The sequence below is a fragment of the Burkholderia sp. LK4 genome (assembly GCF_001043615.1).
GTDB classification, from domain to species: Bacteria; Pseudomonadota; Gammaproteobacteria; order Burkholderiales; family Burkholderiaceae; genus Burkholderia; species Burkholderia cepacia.
The window spans coordinates 148,999-166,112 of sequence record NZ_LDUL01000016.1; the positions used below are offsets into that span (position 1 = coordinate 148,999).

Sequence of the window (17,114 nt, forward strand, 5' to 3'; positions counted from 1 at the left end):
AGTGCAGAGACAGCGGCTAGAGCCATCCACCGCCACCGCGCCGTGTACCTCACGCTTCGGGCCGGCGAAGTTGTCGTATTGGTCCTCAAGGACGCGTCTCCTGAACGATCGTCGCCTGATCGGCTGTTTTTTGCGCTTCGATGCCATCGATGACCTGGTTCATGCCATGGCGTGCGACCATACCACCCGTTCCCGGAAGGATGTGCGGCGTGCCTACAGCTGTAGGCATCATGCCGTGACTGCCTTCCTGAACCTTCGTCAGGATCTCCCCTTCCACGCGGTAGGCCTGAATATCGGATGCCACCGGTGTCCCTCCATAGCGCGCTACCGTCGCCGGATTGAGGCCGGCTGCGTTGAACGTGGTCGCAGCCAAGCCACTTGCGCGCGATGCGGCAGAGCCCAAGCCGCCACCGAGTGAATGCCCCACAATGTCCACATCGGTTCCACTCTTCTCAAGCGCTCGCCCGATCTTGACTGCACGATCGTAATAGGCTGAGTTCTTATTGGCTCCTTGAGCGATGTTATTGGCCCAGTCGGACCATTTGTACTTGTCTGTCCCCTGAAAGACCACCTGCGTCTTGAAGTCATTTCCGAAAACTGCCGGATCCGGCTCGTAGACCTGCGCACGAAAGTTTGTCCCCGGTATCGAAAAATCGTTGGGCTTCAACTTGAACTGAGCCAGTTTCGCAGGGTCGCTGCTGACGTTCGTCCATCCCTCTGGCGCCGCCTGCCCCGGGTGGTAAACGTTCTCAGCCAAGCGCGCCTTTTCGACGGCCGTATTGTTTTGCTCAAAGCGATTTGCCGCCGCTTCGAGTTTGCTCCGCTCCGGTCCCGGCGGCATCGAAGCGGCTTTCTCCCGTGCCTCAGTAATCTGGGCCTTCCGACCTCGCCAACGGGCAGCCTTTGCTTCCTTCCCGACGTAATTGCCGTTCATCCAGAACTGATCGCTGTGACGCACGACCATCTTGCTCTCGACCCGGACGGTCTTGCTATGGTCGATAGGCCAGCACTTGGCGCCAACGGTTCCGCTTTCGACTCCATGTGCCACACCGGCCTGATCGCCGATCGTATCCGGCGCGAAACTCGAATCGAACCGCACGATCGGATTCCCGTTCGCAAAGACCGTCTTCGACGTCATCTGACTGTCGCCGAGGCTCGCTGTGACAGGATAAGGTACGGGCGGCGTGCTACTCCCCATGGGGGTTTTGCATACGTCCGGCATCATCGACACGATGGTCCACTGGCCATCCTTGCGAGCCATTACGTTGTCTGCCACGCGTCCTCCGGTTCGCTGGTTGTTTTCGGGACAGCCATTCGCAGCAGAGGCGCATGCCGATCGAGTTCGAAACGTGCCTCGCACACGCGCACCGCCGGCTGCAACGGAAAAACCGCCCGCCATGTAGCCGATACGCGCATTTCCTCGGTATCGATCAAAAGTGTGTCGAGCTTCATCTCGAGTGGCACGATTTCCCCGCTCTTGAAGCGAAGCGCCACAAGGGCGCGATGCCCCGGAAGCCTCGCACGCAAAAAGCCTGCACGCGTGTGCTCCGGCAGCGCGAGATTGGCAAGCTCGAAGGCGAGTCCCGGCGCAGGCCATTCGATCTGCTGATCTGCCGGCGCACCATTCCAATAGTGGAAGTCATGATCCACCGGATGGTACGGCCATCTTGTCTTATGCCAGGTCTCGTCGTACGTCCCGGCAAACTGCAAACGGGGTGTCCAGGCGCGACCAACAACACCCAATCCGACAGGCGTCGTCGCATAGCGGGCTACGACCTCTTTCATCTGCTTGGCATCCAGCCCCGAAGCGGAATGCTCGGCAACGTCGAGACTGGTTATCGGAATGTCCCATGCTTCGATCTGAGGCGCAGGAATCTCGGCAATCTTCGGCAATGGTCCTGGAATCGACGACGCACACAACGAGGCGACGACCGACTTATGGGTCGCCCGATCGAGGAAACGCTTCTCCACCCATCCCCGGCCCAGCGGGTTGGTGAAGCAGACTTCGTTCAGTTCATGTTCCGCGCTCGCTCCCGTTGCACCTGGCGCAAGGGCCACGCGACTCGCGCCGCCATACGCCTGCTCCCAGCGCACCGAAACAGCTCGTGTCAGCTCAGGCTCGCCGAGCTTCCACCCGCGCCAGCCCTTCGTAAACGAGCGCGGCCCCGTTACGCGCAGTCCTTTGTCGATGACCATCGCACCGGCATCGAAGACCCGTACGCGAGCGGGCCACGAAGCCGCAGGCATGCCATGCGGGGCGTGCGCTGTCGCACGAACCAGGACGTCACACTTCGGTTTGAACGGCGCGAGATCGCTTTCCCATTTCACGCTGCTCTTACCCGTTTCGCCTTCGTATTCGTCTGCCATCGCCAACGGGACGGCATTGTCGCCGCTCAGCAGCACGCAACGATGCGTATCGCCATCGGCGTCGAGCGACTGCGCCGGCTCAAGCCGATACGCTGCCTTGAGCGCCACCACGTGGATTTCGTTGCCCGGCACGTCGACGGCATTGAACGCCATCGCATGCAAGGGCGTGAGGTTACGGAACTCCATCGTCGTAGCACTTAGTTCAGATCGACGGTCTTGCCGTCGACCTTCACCGCGTCGGAACCGAGAATGTCGATGCTCGTCCCGCTAATCGTGATGTGTCCGCTGCTTTCGAGAACGATCGACGCTTTACCGGTTCGCAACTCAATACGATCGCCCGCAGTAACCGTATAGGTCTTACCCACCATCGTGGTTTTCGACAGCCCCACTTCCTCTGCGCTGGCAAGCCCGGCCGCCGTGTTGATCGCGCCCGCTACCGTCACCGTATACGCGCCGCCAACGGTCAGGGCTTTCGCCAGCCCCACCGTCTCCGTCGACGTCAGTGCAATCAGGAGATTCTCCATCCCCTCGATCGTCTCGTTCCGGTTGCCGCCGACCGTCAGCGTCTCGTTGTTGCCAACGGTCTCGGTACGATCCACCCCAATGTGAATCGTCTCGTTGTTGTCGACGGTTTCCGTGCGATCGTGGCCGACGTGTACCGTCTCATCGTGATCGATGTTCTTGGTGCGATCGTTGCCAACCCAATGCGATTCATTGTGCTCGACCTCGATGCGCTGGTCCTTCTCGGCGTGTAGCCAGACCTCTTCCTCACCCTTCTTGTCCTCGAAGCGAATCGCATTGGCCGTATTGACGTTACCGGTCTTGGTCGAACGCGTCAGAATCCCGCTCTGTGTCGCGTTGGCTGGCAACGCCCACGGCGGCATGTTCTGCGAGTTGTAAACACGCGACGTCACGAGGGGACGGTCCGGATTTCCGTCCAGGAAGCTCACGACCACCTCATCCCCGATTCGCGGAATCTGAATCATCCCGAAACCGCTACCCGCCCACGGCTGGCTCACGCGCACCCAGCAGGAACTCCCTTGGTCGCGTTTGCCGAGACGATCCCAGTGGAACTGCACCTTCACCCGACCGAGACTATCCGTATAAATCTCCTCGCCTTTCGGACCCACGACGATCGCCGTCTGCGGCCCGACGATCGTCGGACGCTCGCCCTCGAATGCCGGACGGTACGGAATTTTCTTGCGAATGCAGGTGAAGCTGCACGAATACGCCGAGCTCCCCTCACCAGGCTCATAGTTGTTCGTCCCGGTGTGTGACACAGTCAGCAACAGGAATTGCCGGTCTTCCTGTTTGGTGCTGGCGTGATCGTAGTGGTCGTCCAGCTCGAAGTATCGGCACGGCATCATCCGACGACCCGTCGTTACCCCGACGAACGTCTTGCTGTGCGCAGCCAGCGCTTCCGTCCGGAAGCGCGTGAGCTCTTCACCTCGATCGCTGTCAGCGAAACCATGCTCGCCGAGGTAGTCGTAGATCTCGTAGGACGGTACGTCGCCTTGATTGACTTCCGTTCCACCCGACACGAATCGCCGGGCATGGGGAATTTTGTAGTCGAAAGTTTTCAGTCCGACCGTGTCCGGTGCAAGCTGACGCTGCGCTTGAAATGACGTGATGACGGCAAGATTGTCCATCGCCTCGCCCTGGTTGTATTGCAGCGATGGACTGCGCCCGTCGATCGGCTTTGCGGTCACCGAGTTATCGGCGATGATCAGCTTGTGCCCATCCTTCGCATGCTCGAAGTAATAGAACAGGCCGTCCTCGCGCATCAGCCGTTCGACGAAAGCAAGATCCGTCTCACGGTACTGCGTGCAATAGCTGCGATTCTGCGTTCCTTTCGAGAGCCGAAACTCAAACGACGCGAGCTTGCCGTACTCACGAAACACGCGCGCGAGAATCGCCTCTGTATTCTCTTCCTGAAAGATCCGAATGTCCTGCCGGCGAGAGAGCATCCAGAGCCACGGAAGGATCGTTGCGCTGTACATCGCAAAACCACCATCGGTATCGAGATGCGAAAACGCTGCGACGTATCCGTGAAAGTAACGCTCTTCCGAGCTGGCGAGCGCATCGGTCAACTGCAACGTGATTGTCACAGGTTGGCCGATCAGCTTCTTCAGCTCGATATTCTTGTCCTGCGACGCGAGCCGGACATGCATCTCGAAATTCTGAGATAACCCCTCGGTACAATGGAAATCGACGAGCACGAGATCCGATCGACCTTTCAAAGGCGTTTCAATCGTAAACAGGCGATTGCTCTGGAGCTGGAAGAAGCTCGCAATTTCGGACATTTGCATATGTAGCCTCGGAATCTCTCAGCAGAGGGGCAGTTTTTTGTCGGCGCGGCCATTCTAATATGTCTGCGCGCCATTTGGACTAGATGTCGGCTCCGGAAAACGGGGACCGATTATCGCGGATTATTGAATATTTGCAGCGAATGGACCACCTGCTGTCACATTACGAACGTGAAGTCGGACTGCTTGCACGCAGTCTGGCGGACTTTGCTCGACGCTTTCCGAAGATTGCGGCACGCCTCGGCATGTCTGGCGGCCACGTCGAAGACCTGCACGTCGACCGAATGGTACAGACATTCGCGCTGCTAGCCGCTCGTGTCGATGCGAAGCTTGATGACGATTACCCGCAATTCACCGAGGCACTTCTCGAAATTGCCTATCCGCAGTATCTGCGCACGGTCCCGTCATGCGCGGTTGCCTCATTCGACCCATCGGTTCTGTTCGGTCAGCTTACCGAACCGTTAACGATAGCGCGCGGCACGATGCTGGACGCCAATGCCGCACCGTGTCGCTTCCGCACCGTCTACGACGTCACGTTGTCGCCACTACGTATTCACTCGGCTCGCTATTCGCCAGCGACGCTTGCGCCAGCAGCGGCGCGCATCCCGGCAGAAGTGACGGGGATCATTTCGATTACCTTTACAAGCGAATCCGCGTCGCAAGCATTCGATGACGCCATTCCGTCCGCCCCAGTGCGGGTACATCTGTCCGGAGAGCGGCCGCTCGTCGCCGCACTTTCCGATACGCTGTTGCTTCGTGCATCGGCCGCCTACGTGGAGGTGGACGAAAGCGGACGCTGGGCCCGCTTGTCGAAAGTCCCCATTGAGACGGCCGGCTTTGCGGATGGCGAACGATTATTACCGAACGAAGACGATACGAGCGCACAGTCGTTTCGGCATCTGATCGAGTATTTTGCCTTCCCCGAGAAGTTTGATTTCGTCGACATCGACCTGGGTCGAATGCGTCGCGCCGCGCGCGCCGAAGCAGCTCGACGACTGACGCTTCACATCGCCGTGCAAGGTACCGCCCATGATTCCGGCGCCGCTCAGATCCTGGCAACGCTGAACATCAGCACGTTCCGATTGTTTTGCACACCGGTCGTCAACCTGTTCGAACGCGCGGCAACGCCTATCCAGCTAACCAGTCCCGATGCCACCTATCCGATCACGCCGACCCCGTTGGCAACCGGCATTCCGCTGAGCGTCTACTCGGTTGAAGCCGTTTATCTGGGCGACCGTACGAAATCGGATGAAGACAAGGCCCTCATCGCTTCACAGGCGACATCGCGCACGCTGGTGTGGCCGTATCGTGCATTCAGTCATGCACGGCCGACGGATTCGTCCGCCGTCTATTGGCTGGCCTACCGAGATCCGGAAGCCATGCCGGACGGCGCGCTTGTGGAATCGCAACTGGCGTTGGTCGACTTAAAGGGTCAAACCGCACATCCGCGACACCCTCAGGTCGATGTCGATGTCCTGGCAACCAACGGAGCAATGCCGTCCCGGTTGCCGATCGGTGGTCCGGATAGCGATCTTCTGTACGAGGGTTCGGCATTGGCGTGCCCGATCACGCTGCTCTCCCGCCCCACCTTGCCGGCTGCCCTGCCGCGTGGCGGTGCGCTTTGGCGCGTCCTGTCGGCACTGGCGCCGCATCCGCTCGACCTGACGCGGACCGGACTACCCGCGCTGAAGGAGTTTCTCCGTTTCCATGCTCCGCGTTCCAGCGTGGTTGCCCAACGTTGCATCGATGCGATCGCATCGCTCGACTACAAACCGGCGATCAGGTGGATGTCTCTCGACGATCACTTCCCGTCATTTGTTCGCGGTGTGGAGATCGTGCTTTCGTTCTCCGAGGCTGCGACACGAGATGTCAGCCTGCATCGGTTCTCGGCTGTCATGGACCGATTCTTCGGCCCGTACGCTCAGTCAAACAGCTACGTTCAGCTCGTCGTGTTATCGGCCGAGAGCGGCAAGGAGCTTTTGCGGTGCACTCCACGCCCTGGGACACAACCGCTGGTATAGGTCAGTGGAGATAGCCAGCCAGAATACCGCCACCAAAACCGGCCTGAAAGCCAGCCGTTAGACCATGCATGAAGAGCAGCGCCGGAGCATCCGCGATGGCCTCTGCCAGAATCATCGACATGGCTGGGCTCGTCAGGCCCAGCGCAAGCAATGCTGGATTGATGCCCAACAGCATGACGGTCCCGCCCTGCGCGACAACTGCCCCGCCGTAGCCATCAAGATAGACGGTTCCGCCTTGCAAATCCGATCGCGTAAGCTCGCTGCCCTTAAATGCACTTGTCATGTAAACGGTTCCATGACTCGGGAAATCATACGTCGAACCAGCCGCACTTGCGTCGTGGCTACCGAAGCTTGGCAATTTCAACTCGGGAATTGTGAATCTCGGCAACTTGATTTTCGGAATCTTCGCGCCCCAGCCGTACCCAATACCCACACCGCCATAGTAGAAGCTTTGCGAATGCTTCTGAGGATCAGTGAGAACGATGTTCCCTCCCGTCGCAACTACGATGTCAACGCTCACCCCACCGCCCGCGCCAGTGTCATATTTCCACTTGCTCTTCCGAAGATACGACATACGCCCTCTCTCTTCTGCTTCTCGTTATGTCCGTGACGGCAGATTCATAATCCCGCACACGATTGCGACCGCACCCATGAAGGCAAAAACAATCGTCGAATCCCAGATCGCGGCGAAGACATTCATCGTTGCGCTGCCATCAGGATCGTCGGCTTGGTACCGCACCTCGACTCGTTGACCGAGCTCCACTTTCGTGACAATCCCGCCTTGCGGATACGAAATCTGCTGTCCTGTCTTGGTGGTGAATTGAATCTCGGGATGGTATCCGCCGGCATTGAGCTTAACGACGAGGCCCGGTACCACAATCGACGTTCGAAGAAACTCTCTAGTCGACTGTGCGCTGATTGCAGCAGCGACAAGAAGGCCCACCCCAATCACAATGGCACTGATGCCCTTAAACATGACGCCCTCGTTTACATTCCTTACAATTATTCGGGTGCTCCATGCTGATCGTATCAGCCTGCCAAATTCTAAAACATCCTCATCTGGACGCCAGACTGTCCGCCTGGTGCGCTATCAGACCTTGGTCAGCAAGTGGCGGCGCTTGCGAATGGTCTTCGGATTTGTCGTCATCTCTAGATAGGCGCACAGTCGACACCAGTGCCCGTTTCTGATCGTATTCGGCGTCGCGAACCAACGATGCCCGATATGGCATTCCCACTCAAGCCTCGTGCTGGAGTTCACATAGTCTGTCGAGACGCATCGACCGCCGCGCTCCCTTGCGATTGTTCGCATCAGCTTCAACCCAAGCTTCCGGCCATCGTACGCACATACACGGCACCACCTCCCCGCGACGATCGCCCCCGGCACTGCCGACCAGCGATGGCCATGTGCGCATGCCCATTCAAGTTTCGTCGCGGCGTTCTTGTAGGTACGAGACAGGCACCGGCCACCATGTTCTTTTGCTAAGCGGCGCATATCGGAAATGTCATATACGTTGCCCTGGTTCTGACATCTCGGGCACCACGATCCTCGAAAGATCTTCGCTCCCTGCGCATCCCATTCGTGACCATACCCGCAGCGAAACCGGTAATAGGCATCGTTTCCGATGTATTCGGTCGCAAGACAAATGCCGCCACGTTTCAACGCATGCGCCTGCATCGCCTGGAGGCCGTCAGCACGACGATACGCTACCGACTTCCGTGCATCGGCACATTTTCGGCACCACGCACCCCTCGTCACCTCATAACCGACCGTCTCCCATTCGTGGCCTTCCGCACACCGAAAGCGATAACGATCTGAAAGCTTAGTGTAGGTCGTAGACAAGCACTTCCCGCCGCGATTCCGCGCGACCGCACGCAAGCGCTTCATCCCGTCCGGATCGGACATCCGCTTTGAATGCTCCTCACGCGCACACAACACGCACCACGATCCCTTCTGCAAGTTGCCAGCCGTCTTCTCGAACGTGTGTCCTTCACGGCAAACGAACTGGTAGCGCGCCATACGACCGGCATATTTGGCGGACAAACAACGCCCGCCGGCCTGTCGCGCAAGTTGATCAAGCTGTCGCAGCGACTCCTCATCACGGCAGGTAGGACATGCGATGAGGTTGTAGTACAGATGCGAACCGGATCGACTGACCTCGTGGCCGTTGCTGCAACGGAAGCGATATTGAGCGTTCCATCCCCGCCAATCAGATTTCAGCAGCTTCAATCCGTACGGCGAAAGCGCCTCGCGTATTCGTTTCAATTGATCAACTGACAATGCCCCTACTCCGCGTAATTGATCTACTTCGCGCAGATGTCGCGACACCCACGACAAAATATCAGCATCCACTCGTTGCCTGTGTACGATACCGCAGATCCGATCGATCAATTCGCATACACCACTGCCAATTGGAGCATTAACCAATTTTTAACGATCGGCGAGCATCCGGCACTGGTGCTGGATTCCAATTTCTTTCAACCACATATCACCTTCCTGAGCACGGCCCGCTATAGCCGCTCCGCCGATGCATTTCCGCGTCGGCGCACTTCGCTCAGGAGCTTTCGTGAATTCCACTCTCTACACCGTCTTGCTGGTCGGCCCGGCACTCGTCCTCGTCGCGATGTTCACGTTCGGGTGCTACTGGCTCGCGACCAAAGATCGTCCTACTTCCCCTCGAACCCCTACCCCATCCTCGCCGTCGCCCACTGTGATCGACGAACACGATGAATGGGAAGCGCAGGCGCCGTATCCCAATCATGCGCTGGACGCGCTACACAACGCGGCTTCGGTATCGTCAAGCCATGCGACATCCCGCCAATCGTCGTTCGCACCGCCCGAATTTTACGAATCGCTTTTCGAGCCCGCGTCACCTGCACCGGAGGCAGATCGCGCGCCGCCGTCCTCCGACTACTTCTCCTACGCACCCCAACCGGCGACCGAAACAGCTTCCTCCCCAGCGGGCACACATAGCTGCCCCCATTGCAACTCGACGCGTATTGAAACGCTCAATGTCGGTCGCAGGACCGGCAGTACGATCGGCAGCGTCGCCGGCGCGACCAGTGGTTTTGCCATGGCGCTATCCGGTGCTGAAGCCGGCGCGGCCGTTGGCGCGGTCGGCGGACCGGTGGGTGCGGTGTTCGGCGGACTGGCGGGTGCGGTCGTTGCCGGCCTCCTCGGTAGCGCAGCCGGATCTGTTGCCGGCTCGGCTGTCGGCGCTGTGCTCGACGACAACGTGTTCAACAACTATCGGTGTCTGACGTGCGGCCACGGCTTCGGCTCCACCCTTCAGTGAGACCGGTCCGTGCCCTCTGATCCGAGCAAAAGGTCGAAAGCACTCAATTGCCGAACGATCGGTCCGCGTCGGCAGGCCGTCGCTCCGCTTCGCGCTTGTCCATTCTCAGGAAACCAATCATGCCCTCTCCCCTCGATTACCTCGCCGCTTTCGCGCTCGCGTTCGTCGGCGGGGTACTGGTGGCCGCATGCCACTGCAAGTACGTCGGCAAGATCCGCAAGGAGATTGCAACCCATGCATGATCGCCGCGCATTCGATGACGACGAGGAATCGTGGCCGCCACGTCCGTCACGAGCCGATACCACCGAATCCGCTCAATACCGCCCTGGCTCGGGGCCGATTTATCCGTGTCCACAGTGCCAATCGCCCCGTACGGAACCTCGCCATGTCGCACGCCGTATTGGTGGAACCGTCGGTGCAGCGGCCGGCGCGACCGGCGCCGTCGCTATCGCCTTGTCTGGCGCGGAAGCCGGCGCAACGGCTGGATTGCTCGCTGGTCCCATCGGCTCGGCATGCGGCGGAGTGGCCGGTGCGATCCTCGCCGGCCTGATCGCGGGTGCGGCCGGCTGTGCAACCGGAGCCGCCTTTGGCGAAGCCGTCGACCAAAAGATTCTCGACAACTGGCGATGCCTCGCGTGCGGACGCACCTTCAGCATCCAGCCCCGCTAGTCCGTCGTTCGTTTCATTTCCCTCACTGATTTCGTTCCGCTCGGCCTCGGCCGGGCTTTATGCACTGTGATTTTCGAATAGGAGTTTCGCTCATGCATCTCGTTCAATCGATGGCCTATGTCGGCGCCGAACCATGGCACGGTCTTGGCAACAAGCTCGCCCCCAAACAACCGCTCGAAGTCTGGGCTCGCGCCGCCGGCATGGACTGGCGCATCGAAGAAGCCGAAGTGCGCTTCGTTGCTGCTGGCAACCGCAATCTCGGCTCAATTCACGCGTTTCCCGAACAGAAAGTGCTGTACAGGTCTGACAACAAGGCCCCGTTGTCGGTCGTCTCCGCACGCTATCAGGTCGTGCAACCCGAAGAGATTTTGGAGTTTTATCGAGACCTGACGGAAATCGGCGGGTTCCAACTCGAGACAGCCGGCGTGTTGAAGGAAGGCCGCAAACTCTGGGCGCTGGCACGCACGGGTCAGTCCGATTCGCTCAAGGGCAAGGATCAGGTCAACGGCTACCTGCTGTTGGCCACGGCCTGCGACGGGACGTTGGCCACTACCGCGCAATTCACGTCGGTGCGCGTCGTCTGCAACAATACCTTGCAGATCGCCCTAGGCAACAGCGCTGGCGCAATCAAAGTCTCACACCGCTCGCAGTTCGACGCGGCGGCTGTCAAACGCCAGCTCGGCATCGCCGTCTCCACATGGGATGCGTTCATGGTCCGAGCCAAGGCGTTGTCCGAACGCAAGGTGACCGACTCGGCGGCCGAGGCATTCCTGCGGCGCGTCTTGACCTACTCGACGACCAATCTTCCCGATCGAGAAGCACTCTCTGTCAATGAACGAGCCATCAAGGCAGTCGGTCAGCTCTATGCCGGACGCGGCAAAGGCTCGGATCTGCCATCCGCATCGGGTACCGCGTGGGGCATTTTGAATGCTGTCACGGAATTTTGCGACCACCATCGCCGTGCACGCAGTGACGATCACCGTCTCGATGCTGCCTGGTTCGGCGCGGGTGCGACGCTCAAGCAGCGCGCCTGGGACGAGGCGATGAAGCTTGTTGCATGACCAAGCCCATCCCGCCTCTGGCAATCGACATGCGTATTCAGATCCCGCGTGGAGCAGGATTACGGTTCGGCGGTCGTTACGCCACGATCCTGCAAATCAAACCTCAGGGTACGACTGCCCACCTCGGAAACGGCAAGCTCGTGACGTTCGCGTACGACGCATTGCAAGACGCCATCCGCCGTATCGGTTCCAAATAGCTCGCGTACCCCCCACCTCTCGCCCGGCCAGATTCGCTCTGCCGGGCTTTTTTGTTTTCGGAGCAAACCATGACGACACCTCACCCTGAACCACCCCGTGCACGTAAGCCCGCACTGAAGCTCGTCAAGACGCAAGAACTAAGTCGCGACGACTGGCTCGCCGTGCGCCGAACCGGCATCGGCGGATCGGATGCCGCCGCTGCGGTCGGCCTGAACCCCTACATGAGCACATTGGAATTGTGGCTCGATAAAACCGGTCGTGCCGACGGCCTTTCTCGTCCCGATCCGGACGATACGACGTCGCCGACGTACTGGGGCACGCTGCTCGAACCCATCGTCGCCGCCTCGTACACGAAACAGACCGGCAACCGGGTTCGGCGCGTAAACGCCGTGCTGCGGCATCCCTCGATCCCCTTCATGTTGGCGAACATCGATCGCGAGATCGTCGGCGTTCCGGACGTCCAGATTCTGGAATGTAAAACGGCCGGCGAGTTCGGTGCACGGCTCTGGCGAGATGGCGTGCCCGAGTACGTGCAGATCCAGGTCCAGCATCAATTGGCGGTAACCGGCAAGACAGCGACGCATGTCGCCGTGCTGCTCTGTGGTCAGGCGCTCGAAGTCCATCGAATCGATCGCGACGATGCGCTGATCGGGCGCCTGGTAGAACTCGAAGCACGCTTCTGGCGGTTCGTGGAAACCGATACGCCTCCGCCGGCTGACGGTTCGGAGTCGGCCGATCGCGCGCTGCGTCACCTGTATCCCGGCAATGGCGAAACGATTGACTTCAGCGACGACCGCTTGTTGTCGTCCACGTTCGCCGATCTGGTCGCCGTGCGAGCCGAGATCGAGACACGCCAGCAGCTCGAAGCGCAGCTCAAGCAAACGCTCCAGCAAGCCATGGGTGACGCGACGCGCGCTGTATTCGAGTCCGGCTCCGTGTCGTTCAAGCGCAGCAAGGATTCGTCTGGCGTCGATCTGGCTCGTCTGCTGGCCGATCACCCCGAGTTCGAAACGCAGTACGCCATCTCGAAGCCGGGTTCCCGGCGTTTTCTCGTTTCCACCTGATTCCAATCCCCATGACCAACCTCGAATGTCTCACGGAGATCATGACGTTCTCGCGATACGGCGCGCTCGCGCAAGCGTTCGTGATGGATGCGCTCAGCCAGCACGCGGAACGTGTTGCAACAACACCACCCGATCACTTGCAAGTCAACCCAATGATCAGTGCTCGCGCCTGGCATGGCGTCGCCCTGGAAATCCACGCCAAGCTCGAAGCGCATTTTTCCCGATAGTCCGCATCGCCCGCAGTTCTCTTCCCCCTTTTTCTATTTTGAGGACCACCATGCTCAAAGGTCTCGCCATCACGCCGCCCGTTGTCGGGCGCATCTCCATTGGGCGCATTGTCGAGAAGAACGGCAAGCGCATCCCGGAAAAAGACGACCAGTTCACCCTCACTACCCAGGTACAGCAGCGCGGTGAATGGATGCTGCACCCGCTGAACGAGACGCTGCGCAAGGCCACCTCCGGCAAGCTGCGCGCGATACCGGTGCGTGTGCTGTTCAACGATCCGGATCTGAACCTGCGTGCCGACTACACGCTGTTCGATCGCGATACCGGACGCCCCGTGTGTGTCGGCAATGGCGAGTCGTGCCGACGTGTCACCGATGCAGGTATCGAAGCCCTTCCCTGCCCGTCACCGGACGGCTGCGTGTTCGGTCGTCAGGGCAATTGCAAACCCTACGGGCGGCTGAACGTGATCATCGGCGACGACGACGAGATGGGTTCGTTCATCTTCCGCACGACGTCCTATAACTCGATTCGCACGCTCGCCGCACGTCTGCACTACTTCCGCGCGGTGTCCGGCAATCTGCTGGCCTGTTTGCCGCTCGAACTGCGTATACGCGGAAAGTCGACCACGCAGAGCTACCGATCCGCCATCTATTACGTCGACCTCAGTGTTCGTTCGGGCAGCAAGCTCGAACAAGCATTGATCGAGGCGAAGGAACTGGACACATGCCGCCGGGAAGCCGGATTCGATCAAACAGCACTCGATGCCGCCGCTCGGCTCGGGTTCGCGAACGGTGCATTCGAGGACAGTCCCGATGAAAGAGCCGCCGTAGCAGAGGAATTTTATCCGCAGGATGCGCCTCAATCGGACGCTGGCGATAATGCCCCCACCGACACACCTGTCACGCTTCGCCAGAAGCTCGAACGCAAAGCCGTCCTGCTTGGCGGCAAAGCAGCATGAGTGTTCGACGCTGGACGGTCGCGCTGGCCGCGCTGGCAACGGCGACCGCACTCAGTCTGTCGATCCTGGCGGGCTGGCAGCGCGGCGGCACGTTACCGGAACGGCTCATCTGGATCGCGATCGGCACGGTGCTCGTCACGAGCGCGCACCTGTTACCGGCGCTAATTCGGGATGCATCGATTCCGGTTCGTGTCGTAGGTAGCGTTCTATGGGGCGCGTGTCTCGTGACGGCGTGCTACGGGCATGCACTCTTCTTCGCTTTCGCCCAACAGCATGCCGGCGAGCAACGAGCGTCGACGGTACAAGCATCCTCTGCTCCGTCGTCCGGTCGTAGACTCACCGCAGTCATGGCGGAACGCGCCGCCGTGACCGCGCAGCTCGCGACAGCCAACGCCCGTTACTGCAACGGTAACTGCGTGACGCTGGAAGGTCGGCGGGTCACGCTCGCGGCCAAGATCGATGCGCTGAACGCCGAAGCCGACGACATCCGCCGTCAGCAAGTCGCGACGGATCGAGTCACGGAACGGCGTGATGCGCTGCTCGCCGATCCGGTCACGTCGCGACTCGCCGCGTTACTCGGCACGACGACCGCTCGGGTCGATCTGCTGACTGGCCTTGGGTTCGCCGCAGTCCTGGAAGGCGTGGCCTGCCTGCTGTGGACGGTCGCACTCCGGTCGCAGTTACCGAATCCGTTGCCGGTCGTGACTGACATTACTCCGACGACAGTCACGGTGACGCCCGCCGTAACTCAGCCAGTCGTCATGCCAGTCACGGACGCGCCGAACGTGACTGAACCCGTAGTCACCACAGTCACGGAGCCGACCGGTATGACTCAGCCAGTAGTCATGCCAGTCGAGGCTAGTCACGACGAGCAGACCGTTAGTCGCAATTCCGTGACACCGAGTCACGATCATACGACCGACAGTCACGCGCCGCGCGACGACCCGATTACGCCGTTACCCGCCGCCGCTCCCTTCGACGACCACCTGTCCCGACTCGCTCGGGATATTGCAGCGGGGTTAGTGCGTCCGACCGTCGCCGACATCCGGCTCCACCTCGGCTGCTCGCAGGCCAAAGCGCTCGCGCTTCGCCGGCGACTGGTCGAACTCAACCTTGCGGCATAAACAGCCGGGCCTACGTGGCCCGGCTGTTTCTTGTCGCCCTCATTCCACTTCATATCGACATGCCACATGGACTCTACCGATCTCGTCAAAAGCATCAGCGTCACCAATCTCGCCAACCAGCGCGTCGCCGTCGTCGAACGCGTGCGCGCCGCCCTCGATCTGCTCGGCGAAGCGCAGGCGCTCGCCAAGGCTGCGCATCTCGGATTCCCGCGTCTTGTTCTCGATGAAAGCTACGGCTGCCGTGGCCGTCCCACCGTCACTGGAGAATATGCCAAGCGCGACGACGCGGAAGCCGCCATGGTACGGATCATCGATGTGCGCGGCTGGGATTACCTGCTGTCGGAGTCTGGCCTGCGCACCTTCATGGACGCCAAGGCTCGTGAACAGTGGAGTAGCCAGATTGCCGAAGGCGACGTACCCGAACTGACGGCTGCCAACATCAAAGCGACCTTCGCGCAACTTTACGGCGCACGCGGCGACATGTTCGAACGCGGCGTACTGCAATGCTTCAAGCGACTTTCGTGGGACTACAAGACCAATCAGCCATTCAAGTTCGGCAAACGCACGCTCGGGGAGTTAGCGGAGTTCTTCGCCAATCTGAATCTCAATGTACGGCCTGCGACCTGCACGGCCTCCAGCATGGAACTGTTGCGCTTCGTGGAACGCGAGCTACACGCTGGCTGGCCTCCAAGGCTAGACGCCTATCAACCTCTCTATGGCGCTCACCGCGTTACCGCCACAGAATCCTGCACGGCGCGCGCCTTGCTCGTTCGCAAGAAATCGGCAATGTTCAGCGAGACAGTATCCGCCTTGGCCTTCGAGCGCGCTTTCCGGGCGACGCCGAGAATCGGGCTCAGTTGCTCATAAAAGCATTCAAGCTGTCGCGCATCGGACGCCAATCGCTCAAGATCGAGCACCTTTTCAAGAACCGTCCGCGCGATATGAAAACGCTGAAGTCCGCGCCCAACACGAACCTGAAAGACCACGCCATCGCTGTTGTGCGGCACTCCGGCCCAAACAAGCGAACCGCTGTCCATGAAGCCTCCGAAGAATCACAATCATCACATCAATATGCCAGCAAGCTCTCGCTTTGCATATTGTCGTTTCAAAATTGTGACACCTGACGTGTCGGAATTTTTACAGCAACCGGAATATTGCGGCGCAACAAGAATGCCCGTAGACTGAGTTCGCGCCTTCGATGTCGCAACCCCGCAGTCGCCCCATGACGGGAGAACACGCCATGACGACTTCTTCGCCAGCACCGAGCCAGACATCCCCCGCCCTCCACGTATTCGAACGAGACGGGGGTTGGCATTGGGGCATCACGGTTCCTCGCTCCATGGGAAGCGGCTTCAAACTGATCGCATTCAGCGAGCACATCTTTTCCGCTGAAGACACTGCCCAACGCGACGGCGATCGAGCGTTGGCCTCCATCGCAGCAAGTGACGGGAACTGAACGTTTCCGGCAGTTGCACGCTCCTTGAGTTTTCACATCCAGATGCAATACTCCTATCACCCTCCGATGCGAGACCACTCGCCGCGCGCCATGACAGACTCCGCCACTCGTCTGACATGCCCAATCGTCTGCGACGATCTGAGCCTGTCGTTCTCTGCCTATGGCACCGGTTGGGGGTACGTTGCGATCAAGCTCCCGTCCGACATCATTCGAGACAAGCTCGGCGCAAACGCGGCGCCCCCCGAACAGCTGCTCACCGCATTTGAAAGCAATCGCGAGAAGATCACGATCGCGGTCAATCGACATGCATTGCCGAGCGACGGCCGGCACATCCAGCTCGATAAATCAGACTTCTAGATCGGAACCAACATG

General features: G+C 59.9%; 17 protein-coding genes. 11 read left to right on the forward strand and 6 right to left on the reverse strand.

Translation table 11 applies throughout. The features are described from left to right. Positions 1-85: 85 nt before the first annotated feature. Genes VK92_RS09205 through VK92_RS09215 form a run of 3 tightly spaced genes read right to left on the reverse strand, consistent with a single transcriptional unit; the run spans position 86 to position 4,676 of the window. Positions 86-1,276, reverse strand: a complete 1,191-nt coding sequence (locus VK92_RS09205) for a DUF4150 domain-containing protein (protein WP_048025844.1) — start codon at positions 1,274-1,276, stop codon at positions 86-88. Further along, a complete protein-coding gene (locus VK92_RS09210; RefSeq protein WP_048025843.1) occupies positions 1,261-2,553 on the reverse strand; it encodes a DUF2169 family type VI secretion system accessory protein in 1,293 nt (430 codons plus the stop codon). Before VK92_RS09210 ends, VK92_RS09205 begins: the two co-directional genes overlap by 16 nt. An 11-nt stretch (positions 2,554-2,564) precedes the next feature. Then, on the reverse strand, positions 2,565-4,676 hold the full coding sequence (locus VK92_RS09215) for a type VI secretion system Vgr family protein (RefSeq protein ID WP_048025842.1): 2,112 nt from the start codon (positions 4,674-4,676) through the stop codon (positions 2,565-2,567). A 140-nt stretch (positions 4,677-4,816) separates the two neighbouring features. On the opposite strand from VK92_RS09215, the gene tssF reads away from it, so the two are divergent. After that, positions 4,817-6,694 (forward strand): type VI secretion system baseplate subunit TssF, encoded by a 1,878-nt coding sequence (gene tssF, locus VK92_RS09220; RefSeq protein ID WP_048025841.1) that lies wholly within the window; start codon positions 4,817-4,819, stop codon positions 6,692-6,694. Position 6,695: 1 nt separating this feature from the next. Here the strand turns inward: tssF and VK92_RS09225 are convergent, their stop codons facing one another. The 3 genes from VK92_RS09225 to VK92_RS39670 form a co-directional block, all read right to left on the reverse strand. After that, complete coding sequence (locus VK92_RS09225; RefSeq protein ID WP_048025840.1) at positions 6,696-7,268, reverse strand: hypothetical protein; 573 nt, start codon at positions 7,266-7,268, stop codon at positions 6,696-6,698. Between the two features lie 24 nt (positions 7,269-7,292). Then, positions 7,293-7,670, reverse strand: coding sequence for a DUF3592 domain-containing protein (locus tag VK92_RS09230; RefSeq protein ID WP_012492498.1), 378 nt, complete (start codon positions 7,668-7,670; stop codon positions 7,293-7,295). A 114-nt stretch (positions 7,671-7,784) separates the two neighbouring features. Then, the gene (locus VK92_RS39670; RefSeq protein ID WP_082160918.1) at positions 7,785-8,972 is read right to left on the reverse strand and encodes a hypothetical protein; all 1,188 of its coding nucleotides are present in this window, start codon (positions 8,970-8,972) and stop codon (positions 7,785-7,787) included. Between the two features lie 286 nt (positions 8,973-9,258). Between VK92_RS39670 and VK92_RS39675 the strand changes: the two genes are divergently transcribed. The 10 genes from VK92_RS39675 to VK92_RS09275 all read left to right on the forward strand — a co-directional run bounded on the left by VK92_RS39675 (position 9,259) and on the right by VK92_RS09275 (position 17,099). After that, complete coding sequence (locus VK92_RS39675) at positions 9,259-9,987, forward strand: hypothetical protein (protein WP_231600723.1); 729 nt, start codon at positions 9,259-9,261, stop codon at positions 9,985-9,987. A gap of 119 nt (positions 9,988-10,106) precedes the next feature. Continuing rightward, positions 10,107-10,229, forward strand: coding sequence for a hypothetical protein (locus VK92_RS43300; protein ID WP_269431978.1), 123 nt, complete (start codon positions 10,107-10,109; stop codon positions 10,227-10,229). Between the two features lie 519 nt (positions 10,230-10,748). Next, a complete protein-coding gene (locus VK92_RS09245) occupies positions 10,749-11,717 on the forward strand; it encodes a DUF932 domain-containing protein (protein WP_048025835.1) in 969 nt (322 codons plus the stop codon). Further along, a complete protein-coding gene (locus tag VK92_RS41600; RefSeq protein ID WP_048028310.1) occupies positions 11,714-11,914 on the forward strand; it encodes a hypothetical protein in 201 nt (66 codons plus the stop codon). The genes VK92_RS09245 and VK92_RS41600 overlap by 4 nt, the downstream gene beginning before the upstream one ends. A 69-nt stretch (positions 11,915-11,983) precedes the next feature. Then, the gene (locus VK92_RS09250) at positions 11,984-12,979 is read left to right on the forward strand and encodes a YqaJ viral recombinase family nuclease (protein WP_048025834.1); all 996 of its coding nucleotides are present in this window, start codon (positions 11,984-11,986) and stop codon (positions 12,977-12,979) included. 11 nt (positions 12,980-12,990) lie between these two features. Beyond that, positions 12,991-13,206 (forward strand): hypothetical protein, encoded by a 216-nt coding sequence (locus VK92_RS09255; RefSeq protein WP_048025833.1) that lies wholly within the window; start codon positions 12,991-12,993, stop codon positions 13,204-13,206. 50 nt (positions 13,207-13,256) lie between these two features. Next, positions 13,257-14,162: a recombination directionality factor gene (locus tag VK92_RS09260; RefSeq protein ID WP_048025831.1), complete on the forward strand. Its 906-nt coding sequence runs from the start codon at positions 13,257-13,259 to the stop codon at positions 14,160-14,162. Further along, complete coding sequence (locus tag VK92_RS09265; protein WP_048025830.1) at positions 14,159-15,286, forward strand: hypothetical protein; 1,128 nt, start codon at positions 14,159-14,161, stop codon at positions 15,284-15,286. Before VK92_RS09260 ends, VK92_RS09265 begins: the two co-directional genes overlap by 4 nt. 66 nt (positions 15,287-15,352) lie before the next feature. Further along, positions 15,353-16,153, forward strand: a complete 801-nt coding sequence (locus VK92_RS42830) for a DUF4942 domain-containing protein (protein WP_231600722.1) — start codon at positions 15,353-15,355, stop codon at positions 16,151-16,153. 679 nt (positions 16,154-16,832) lie between these two features. Further along, positions 16,833-17,099 (forward strand): hypothetical protein, encoded by a 267-nt coding sequence (locus VK92_RS09275; RefSeq protein ID WP_048025949.1) that lies wholly within the window; start codon positions 16,833-16,835, stop codon positions 17,097-17,099. The last annotated feature ends 15 nt before the right edge of the window (positions 17,100-17,114 follow it).